The organism is Bifidobacterium margollesii, from assembly GCF_002860355.1.
GTDB lineage: Bacteria > Actinomycetota > Actinomycetes > Actinomycetales > Bifidobacteriaceae > Galliscardovia > Galliscardovia margollesii.
The window spans coordinates 1-9,300 of sequence record NZ_NMWU01000045.1; the positions used below are offsets into that span (position 1 = coordinate 1).

The 9,300-nt window shown below is 70.0% G+C and carries 5 protein-coding genes; all 5 read left to right on the forward strand.

The genetic code is table 11. The features are described 5' to 3' along the window. Positions 1-29 precede the first annotated feature (29 nt). The 5 genes from Uis1B_RS10570 to Uis1B_RS10590 all read left to right on the forward strand — a co-directional run bounded on the left by Uis1B_RS10570 (position 30) and on the right by Uis1B_RS10590 (position 9,212). On the forward strand, positions 30-5,216 hold the full coding sequence (locus Uis1B_RS10570; RefSeq protein WP_207763423.1) for a Spy0128 family protein: 5,187 nt from the start codon (positions 30-32) through the stop codon (positions 5,214-5,216). Between the two features lie 90 nt (positions 5,217-5,306). Further along, positions 5,307-5,516, forward strand: coding sequence for a hypothetical protein (locus Uis1B_RS10575; protein WP_101618146.1), 210 nt, complete (start codon positions 5,307-5,309; stop codon positions 5,514-5,516). A 9-nt stretch (positions 5,517-5,525) separates the two neighbouring features. Then, a complete protein-coding gene (locus tag Uis1B_RS10580) occupies positions 5,526-6,401 on the forward strand; it encodes a VirB6/TrbL-like conjugal transfer protein, CD1112 family (protein ID WP_101618148.1) in 876 nt (291 codons plus the stop codon). 33 nt (positions 6,402-6,434) lie between these two features. After that, the gene (locus Uis1B_RS10585; protein WP_101618150.1) at positions 6,435-6,794 is read left to right on the forward strand and encodes a PrgI family protein; all 360 of its coding nucleotides are present in this window, start codon (positions 6,435-6,437) and stop codon (positions 6,792-6,794) included. Between the two features lie 12 nt (positions 6,795-6,806). Beyond that, positions 6,807-9,212: a VirB4-like conjugal transfer ATPase, CD1110 family gene (locus tag Uis1B_RS10590; RefSeq protein ID WP_133124926.1), complete on the forward strand. Its 2,406-nt coding sequence runs from the start codon at positions 6,807-6,809 to the stop codon at positions 9,210-9,212. Positions 9,213-9,300 lie beyond the last annotated feature (88 nt).

Here is a 9,300-nt window from a genome sequence, read left to right on the forward strand (position 1 = left end):
TGAACAACCTCGGAAGACGACTGGCCGCCATGGTCGCGCTGATCGCGGCCACGGCGACGCTGACTACCGGACTCGCGCCCGCGGCGCTGGCCGACGACGAGGCCGCGCCCGCCACCACGGCAACCCCGCCGGCCGACACGACTCCGTCGGCCACCGCATCGCCGTCGACGCCGAAGACCGACGCCGCGCCATCACCGGCCCCGAAGGCCGACACCACGCCGCACGGCAGGGCGATCCCCAGGGCGGCCTCGAACGGCGCGCCCGACGTGACCGTCAAGGACATGCTCGACACGGACGCCGCCACCATCAGCAAGCTCACCATGACCGGCCGGGTCACCGGCACCGCGCCCTTCGACAAGGACGACAACCGGGGCGACGACAGCGGCGCGGGCAACGCCATCGTGCGCAGCTTCGACACCGTGGTCTACAACTACGACTACACGGTCACCCCGGACGACACGATGACCTACTACAAGCGGGCCCGCGTGGGATTCCGCTTCGAACTGCCCTACCCGGCCGACCGCGTGTCCTTCGCACTCGACCAGATGGGCTGGGCCGACCGGACGAAGGGCTTCGAGCCGAAGACCACCACGGAGACCATCAACGGCGCGCCCACGCAGGTACTCACCGTCTACCGGCTCCTGGAGCCCACCAGCTCGTCGCCCACCGTCGTCCCCGGCTCCAGCTCCATCAGCCTCGCCGTGAACGTCAAGGCCGCGCCCCACGGCTGGAGATTCCACCCCAAGGTCACCGCCTGGGCCGCACCCAACGACGTGAAGCACCGCACCACCTCCCACACGCCCGGCGACGTGACCGTCTCCGCGCGCCTCAGCCTCAACGCGCGCATCGAGAACCTCAAACGCCGCACCGAAGGCGCGTTCGACTTCGGTGCGGGCGCCTCCGGCGACCCGAACCACGACGCCGGCAAGGTCAAGGGCCTCATGTACGGCGCCACCCTGAACGTGGACCTGCGCTGGACGGACAAGGCCAAGGGCATGAAGGGCCTGGAGATCCCCGCCGGGCCGATCGGCCTGGACGTGGACGTGGCGACCCTCATGGCCGACGAAGGCTCCCAGGCCTGGCATGCGCCGGACGCCGCCTGGCAGGCGCTCCTATGGAACCACGCGCAGCCCGGCGGCAACGCGGACGACCTGAAGAACATGGCCATCGCCGCGCCCGACCGCACCATCTACACCTGGGACGCTCCCGGCGTCATGAGAACCGACAAGGCCCACGCCCACGTGTGGCGGATCAGCCAGACGCGGGCCACGGACCGCACCACCCTGCACGTCGTCATCCCCGCCGGCTCGTGGATCGCCGACCCGGACGCCTGGGCGACCAGGACCACGCAGACCGTCGGACAGTGCGCGGCCGAATACATGGCCGGCGACTGCCGCACCCGCCAGGTCGGCCCTCTGGCCAGCCAGTACGTGAACCTCGTGATCCCCACCGTGAACACGGCCGGACAGTCCGCCGCCCAGGCGTACGGACACGATCAGACCATCCGCGTCACCGCCACGGACCGGAACCTCACCGGCTCGACCGCGACCGGCGACCGGCTGGCTTCGGCCGCGACCGACGCGTCGAACCAGGCCGTCACGTCGGACGACCGGACCCAGGCCACCGAGTCGATCCGTCTGGACGGCTCGTACATCCAGCGCGTCTGGTACGGCTGCCCCACCAAGGGCTGGAGCGACCAGTCCGGCCTCGACTGCTCGGGGTGGACCGACCAGTTCAGCGATTCGACCGACTCCGCGCAGCCCGGCGCGCCGATCCTCCTGACCGGCGCCGGGTCCACCACCGCGCCCATCCGCCAGCTGCCCGTCGGCCAGCTGTTCCTGACCAAGTTCGACCCGACCGTGGTCGAGCCGACCGGCGACGATACGGCCACCCTCAAGGGCTACTGGTGGAGCCTGTCCGGCGCCGGCAGAAGCTCCCTGACCGACCGGGTGAGCCGCAAATGGGCCGTGAAGAAGGACGGGAAGGCGTGGACGGGCGACGACGAGCAGCGCGCGACCACCATCGACCGGCTCGACTACTACGACACCCTGCAGGACGCACGGGCGCACGGCACGGTCGTCGGCGTGCTCATGATCAACCGGTCCGCCGCCGAAGCCGTCAACAACAGCCAGCGGCTCGACTTCTTCACCCGCACCCCGGCCCGCATCCGGCAGGACGCGAAGGTCGGGGCCGTCGGCCAGATCACCATGGAGTCCATCGACTTCACGCGCGAGGACATGGCCGCCGCCTCCGGGCTCGACCCGGAGACCGCCACGGACGGACAGTGGGCCGCCTGGGCCTCCGGCCAGGACTGGCTCGCCCGCCTCAAGGCCGGCGACAAGCACACCTGGGCGTACGACGGGCGCAACTACGTCAAGGCCGCCTACGGGCCGAACGGCATGATCGGCGGCGGCACGGGCGGCTCCAACAAGGGCGACAGCGTGCTCGTCGTCGGCGAGCAGCCCGTGATCGCCGCCACCACCGCGCAGCAGGGCGGCGACGGGCATGCGAAGACCATCTACGATCTGGACAAGGAGCAGCGTTCTGTCGACTGGGACCTGCCCGTGTCCGCGTCCACCCGTGCCTCGTCGACCGGCGGAACCTACGTCACCGACCTGGACGTGACCGCCACGATCCCCGCCGGCCTGACCTACCTGGCCGGGTCCGCGACCCTCGACGGCACGTACACGGAGCATACGCCCGCCCAGGGCGCCATCGACGGCGGCGCCCCCGCGGAGCCGACCGTCACCCGCAATCCGGACGGATCCACGCTCCTGACCTGGAGCATTCCGAACGTGAAGGCCGACGGGACGACCCACCATCTGCGCCTGTCCACGTCGATCGGCGACCCGTCCGACCCCGACCGGGACGCGAGGAACAACCAGCGGTACACGCTCACCACGACGGTCATGAGCCGGCGCAACCGGGCCAAGCCGCGCGAGAGCATGTCCACGCGCGCCTCCTTCACGGTCCGCGTCTCACGCACCCACGCGTCCATGCTCGCCACGCGGGCGCTCCCCCTGCTCGCCGACGTGGAGACCCGACTCGGCTTTGCGAACATGATCGGCAACTTCGGCACCACCGACAAGGCCCTCCCGTACGCGGTGGACGTGATGCCGTGGATGGGCGCCGGATCGACCAGCTCGTTCAAGGGTTCATACACGCTCGGCAATCTCACCGCCAAGGCGTCCGGCGGCGCGAACCTGACGACGGCCGCATTCTGGTTCACCACGGATACGAAGTACCGCACGATGGACCCGGTGACCATCAGCCGAACCACCGTCACCTCCTGGCATAGGGCCTCGTTCGACCCGGCCACCGGCACGGTCGCCATCCCCGCGGGGTTCGACCGGCCGGTCGCCTGGGCCATGACCCTGGACACGCTGCCCAAGGGAGGCCGCATCGACGTGACCGTGCCGATCAGCCCCAAGGGCAACATGGCCGGCAGCCTGTACGTCAACCGGTGGACCGACGGCGACAACGTGGTGGACGCGGTCACCCAGGTCGTCGACCGGAGCGTGAACGGCACCGCCTGGTGGGACTACGACGGCGACGGCGTGCGCGACGACACAGACCCCGTCCTCAAGGGCGTGACCGTGACCCTCAAGGACGCTTCGGGCCGGATCGTCGAGGGACTGGACGGCGACACGCTCGTCACCGGCACCGACGCGAACGGCCACTGGGAGCTCGACGGCATCCCCGCCGGCTCGGGCTACATCGTGGAGTTCACCCCCAGGGCCGGCACCAGCTGGACCGGCTTCCGGGTCACCGCCAGGGGCGCGACGGCCGCCACCGAGGCGACCGACTCCGACTCCACCGGCGTGGACGACGGCCGGGGACTGGCCCGCGCGACCATCGCCCTCAAGGCGTTCCCCACGGCCGCGGCCATGACCTCGGCCCGGTACGTCGACCCGTATGAGGACCACGGCATGACCGGCGTCCTGCCCACCAGGGCCGCGCCCACGCTGACGGTCGCCAAGACCATCGCCGGGCGGGCCGACAACCAGTGGCTCGACACCGACTCCTACCGGATCGCCGTCACCCCGACCGGCTCCGCGCCCGCCAAGGGCCTGCCCGCCGGCGTGACGATCGACTCGCCCGGCGACCACACATTGAACGTGGACCCCACCGCGTTCACCCGGCCCGGCGACTACACGTACACGCTGCGGGAGGCGAAGGGCACGGCCCCGTCCGTCGCCTACGACACCACGTCGTACACCGCCACGGTCAGGGTCGCGGACGACATGGACGCGCTCACCCGCACCGTCACCGCCACGCTCGCCCGCGGGACGACGCCCGCCGCCAAAGCCGCGTTCGCCAACACGTACACGGCCACGGCCACCCGTGTGGGCCTGAAGGCCACGAAGGTGTTCGAGGGCGCGGCCGCGTCGAAGACCGACATCACGAGCTTCGAGTTCGGCGTCTACCCCAAGGGCGTCAAGGACGCGAAGCCCGTCGTCGCGGCGCACCCCGCCAGGGACGGGTCCATCACGTTCCCCGACATCGTCTACGACCAGGCGAGCATGGACAATCACGCGAGCGTGGCCCGCGAGTACGAGGTGCGTGAGACCCAGGGCAAGGCGGGCGGCGTGACCTACTCGGACAAGACCGCCTATGTGACCGTCACCGTGAGGGACGACGGGGCGGGCCATCTGTCCGCCACGACCGTCACGCCGGCCGGGCAGACCATGACGTTCACCAACCGCTACCAGGCCGATCCCGTCAAGGTCACCTTCAAGGCCGTGAAGGACTACGTCAACAAGGGCGGCTCGAAGCACGACCTCAAGGACGGCCAGTTCGCCTTCGACCTGAAGGACTCCACCGGCAGGACGATCGACACGGCGGCCAACCGGGCGGACGGCACGGTCGCGTTCAAGCCGATCGAGGTCGCAAAGGTCGGCGTCAGCAAGTACACGATCAGTGAGCGCGACGGTGGTGACGGGCGCATCGACTACGACGCGAAGACCCACGCGGTCACCGTCACGGTCACCGACGACGGGCTGGGCCAGTTGCAGGCCGAGGTCACGTACGACGGGAAGGCGGACGCGCCCGTGTTCACCAACACGTTCAGCATGTTCGTGGCCCTGCCGTTCACGGGCGGCGCGGACATGCGGCTCCTGCTGGCCGTGGTCCTTCCGATGCTGCCGCTGCTGCTGGCCGTCGCCTGGCTGGCGGTGCGGCGCCGCTCCGGCGGCAGGCGGGGCCGGCACGCCTGACGGGACCGCGTACGGGTGGGCGGACAACTTCCGGCCGATCCGCGCGAAGGTGGTTCCGTCCGGCAGGGTGCCGGGCGGAAAGGAGACATCATGAACAACGCGACCCTGACCTCGGTCCTCAACCTCGTGTCCCAGGCCCTGGTGCTCGGCGGCGGCGCGCTCATCGTGTTCGGCGGCGTGTCCATCGGCACGAACCTCAAGGACCACAACAGCCCGGCCATCACGGGCGGGATCCTGCAGATCGGCGGCGGCGCGCTGATCATCGCGTGCGCCGCGATCTTCCGCTCGCTGCGAGGCTGAGGCGGGCCGATGAGCGTCGACGTCATCACCAGCGCGGGACTCCTGAACGACATGTGCGTGGACATGCTGGACGCGGTCGGCCAGGGCGTGGACGACAACATGCTCGGCATGATCGCCAAAAGCCCCGAGGCGTTCAACCACACGCTGGCCGCGGCCGCGCAGACCGTGGCCGCGGACGCGGCCCGTCCGGTCGCGTCGGTGATCCTGTCGGTCGTGATCATGCTGCGGATGGCGCAGATCGGGCTGAAGGCCGACGGCGACCAGCGCACCGCGCTGCGCATGGTCGCCATGGCCATGGTGCAGAGCGCGATCATCATCGTGTTCGCCCAGCACGCCGCGGACATCCTGTCCGCGTTGAGCTCGATCGGCGACTGGATGATGGGGCGCATCCGCCACGCCGTGCCCACCGGTTCGGCGGGCCGGGCGCTCGGCCTGGGCACGCGTCTGAAGGACGAGATCGGCCGGGCCGGCACGATCGACCAGGCCGGCATGCTGGTCGTGCTGCTCCCCGCGTGGCTCGTGTCCCGGCTCGCGACCGTCGTGGTGACCGTGGTGGTGTACCTGCGGTTCATCCAGATCTACCTGCTGACCGCGCTGGCGCCGATCCCGTTCGCCCTGCTGGGCGAGGAGCACACGCGGCAGTGGGGCATCGACTACATCCGCCAGTTCTCGGCCGTGGTCGTCCAGAGCGTGGTCCTGTATCTGAGCCTCGTGTTCTACCGGGTGCTGGCCGTGCAGAGCGTGGACCCGAACTCGTACCATGCGGGCGACTCGCTGGGCTCGTGGATCGTCTCGAACTACGGCGGGCTGCTGCTCGCCTCGGTCCTGCTGATCACCGTGGTGGTCACGTCGAACGCGGCCGCCCGCAAGGTCCTCGGCGCCTGACGCCGGGGCATGACGACGAAAGGAGAAAGCCCCATGGCTTTGCAGATGCCCGTGTACCGGGAGATCAACCTCATCGAACCCAAGGTGATGGGCGGGCTCACCTGGCGGCAGTGGTTCGCCGCGGCCGGCATGGCCGCCCTGGGCGGCGGCTCGTGGGCCGTGCTGGCCCTGTGGCTGCACCTGGACGACGTCGCGTCGCTGGTCGTGCTGGCCGTGTGCCTGCCGTTCGCCGCGTTCGGCTGGTGGCGGCCCTCGGGCCTCATGCCCGAACGGTGGCTGCCGTACGCGTGGGCGTACTGGTTCGGCCAGCGCCGGTTCCTGTACGCCGGGGAGGCGGCCCGGCCATGGAGGACGCCGGCCCGCCCGTCGATGCGCGAACGGGACGGTAAGTAGAAAGGAGTCAACGTGTTGTTGTTCGGCAAATCGAAGAGGCACGCCGCGAAGGACGGGGCGAAGACCCCCGAAGGCGGAGCGGGGACGGGCCGGGAGGCGCGGCGCCGCGTCCGCGAGGCCCGTGAGCTGATGCCCTGGGATTCGATGCTCCCCTCCGGCGCGGCCATGCTGGCCGGCGAGCGGTGGAGCCTGAGCCTTGAGGTCGCGGACGTGAACTACCTGATCGCCACGGAGGAGCATCAGATCGAGATCCTCGACAAGTGGGCGAAGGTCCTCAACATGTTCGACGCGGACACCGACGTGCAGATCACCGTCGTCAACCGCACCGTCGGCATCGACGAGGTCGCCCGCTCCCTGCGCATGGGCCGCATGGGCGACCGGCTCGACCCGCTGCGCGACGAGTTCGACCGCACGGTCGAGGCCACGCTCTCCCGCTCGTCGAGCAACACGGTCACCCGCAAGGTGCTGACCATCTCGGTCAGGGAGCGTGATCCCGAGCAGGCGATGATCCTGCTCAACCGGCTCGCCCTGAGCGTGTCCAGCCAGATCAACGCGATCGACGGGTGCCGGGTCGAACGCATGACGCGCGCCGCGCGCCTGTCCATGGTCTCGGACCTGCTGCGCCCCGACGAGCCGTTCGCGTTCGACGAGGAGACGTTCAACCGTCTGCCCGGCAGGCCGTCCACGAAGGACTACACGACGCCCTCGGCGATCGACGTGCACGACCCGCGCACCCTGATCCTGTCCAACCCGCGCGGCGACACGTGGCACCGCACGCTGTGGATCCGCGACTACCCGCCCGAGATGAGCGACCGGCTCATCGGCAAGCTCGCCGATCTGCGCGCCCCGATCACCGTGAGCATCCACTTCACGCCGCACGCGCGCGGCGAGGGCATCGAGGCGGTCAAGCGCAAACTCGTCGAGATCGACATGCAGATCATCGGCGAACGCCGGCGCAACATGAAGCAGAACCTGCCGGCCGACGAGATCCCCGCGGACCTCGCGGACGCCAAGGAGCAGGCCAGCCGCCTGCGCGACGACCTGCAGCACTCCAACCAGCATCTCATCGACTCGGTCGTGGTGATCGGCGTGAGCGCGCCGGACGAGGCGACGCTGGAGCAGACCGTGCGCGACGTGCTGGCCGTGACCCGCCAGGAGTCGTGCGTGTGCGAGCCGGTCGCGTACATGCAGCTGGAGGGTCTGGCCGCGGAGCTGCCCCTGGGCGTCGACCCGCTGCCGATGCGGCGCACGCTGACCACGTCGAGCGCGGCGATCCTGATCCCGTTCACCACGCAGGAGATCCGACAGCCGGGCGGCGTGTGGTTCGGCGTCAACGCGCGCTCCGGCAACGCGCTGGCCGTGGACCGCACCACGCTGATGAACCAGAACGGCTTCCATCTGGGCACCACGGGTTCGGGCAAGAGCCAGTTCGCGAAGCTGGAGATCACGCAGCGCGTGCTGACGGGCCGGGACGTGGTCATCACCATCGACCCGGAGCACGAGTACACGCCGCTGGTGCGCGCGCTGGGCGGCGTGGAGATCGAGATCGGACCGGAGAGCTCGCAGCGCATCAACCCGATGGACATCTCCTACGAGGACGACGACGGGGGCGATCCGATCCGCTCCAAGGCGGTGCGCGTGCTCGACATGCTCGGCGCGCTGATCGGCGGCACCGACGGTCTGGCGCCGGAGGCCAAGGGCCTGTTCGACCGGTACGTGCTGCAGCTGTACCGGGAGCGGCGCGCCGACCCCGGGCTCGGCCAGCCCACGCTCAGGGACCTGCACGACCTGCTCGACCGGTCGGGCGCGGAGCTGGGCGAGCGTCTCGCCGCGCAGATCGAGATGTACACCAACGGTTCGCTCTCCGGGTTCGCGGAGCGCACGAACGTGGACCTGTCGGCCGCCCGGTTCGTCAACTTCGACGTGTCCCGGCTGGACGGCGAGCTGCGCACGTTCGGCATGATGGTCGTGCTCGACGCGGTGTGGAACCGGGTGCTCGCCAACCGTCGCGAGGGCATCCGCACCTGGGTGTACGCCGACGAGTTCCACCGGTTCTTCTCCAACCGGTACGCCGCCAAGACGTTCCTGGACATGTTCAAGCGGGCCCGCAAGTACGGGCTCGCGCTGACCGGCATCACGCAGAACATCGAGGAGCTGCTCATGAACGACGACGCGCGGCTCATGCTGTCCAACAGCGAGTACCTGGTGCTGCTCAACCAGACCGCGTCCGACGCGGACTCGCTGCAGAACCTGCTGCACCTGTCCGACGAGCAGCGGCAGTTCTTCACCGGCGTCAACGCGGGCTGCGGGTTGATGAAGGCGGGCCGCGCGTGGGTGCCGTTCGACTCGCGCATCCCCACGGACGGCATGCTCTACCGCCTGTTCAGCACCCGGTTCGGCGAGGCCGGAAGCAGATAGGGGGCGTCCTCGCATGGTGTCGTACGTTTCGGGCCGGTCGGCTCCGGCCTCCGCGAGCCTGTACCGGGCGTCGTCGGGCGCCTCCGGC

What these genes read in the sequence shown, in the direction of transcription:
- Uis1B_RS10585 (WP_101618150.1), top strand. Translation starts at nt 6,435, where the DNA reads ATGGCTTTGCAGATGCCCGTGTACCGGGAGATCAACCTCATCGAACCC.
- Uis1B_RS10575 (WP_101618146.1), top strand. Translation starts at nt 5,307, where the DNA reads ATGAACAACGCGACCCTGACCTCGGTCCTCAACCTCGTGTCCCAGGCC.
- Uis1B_RS10570 (WP_207763423.1), top strand. Translation starts at nt 30, where the DNA reads ATGGTCGCGCTGATCGCGGCCACGGCGACGCTGACTACCGGACTCGCG.
- Uis1B_RS10580 (WP_101618148.1), top strand. Translation starts at nt 5,526, where the DNA reads ATGAGCGTCGACGTCATCACCAGCGCGGGACTCCTGAACGACATGTGC.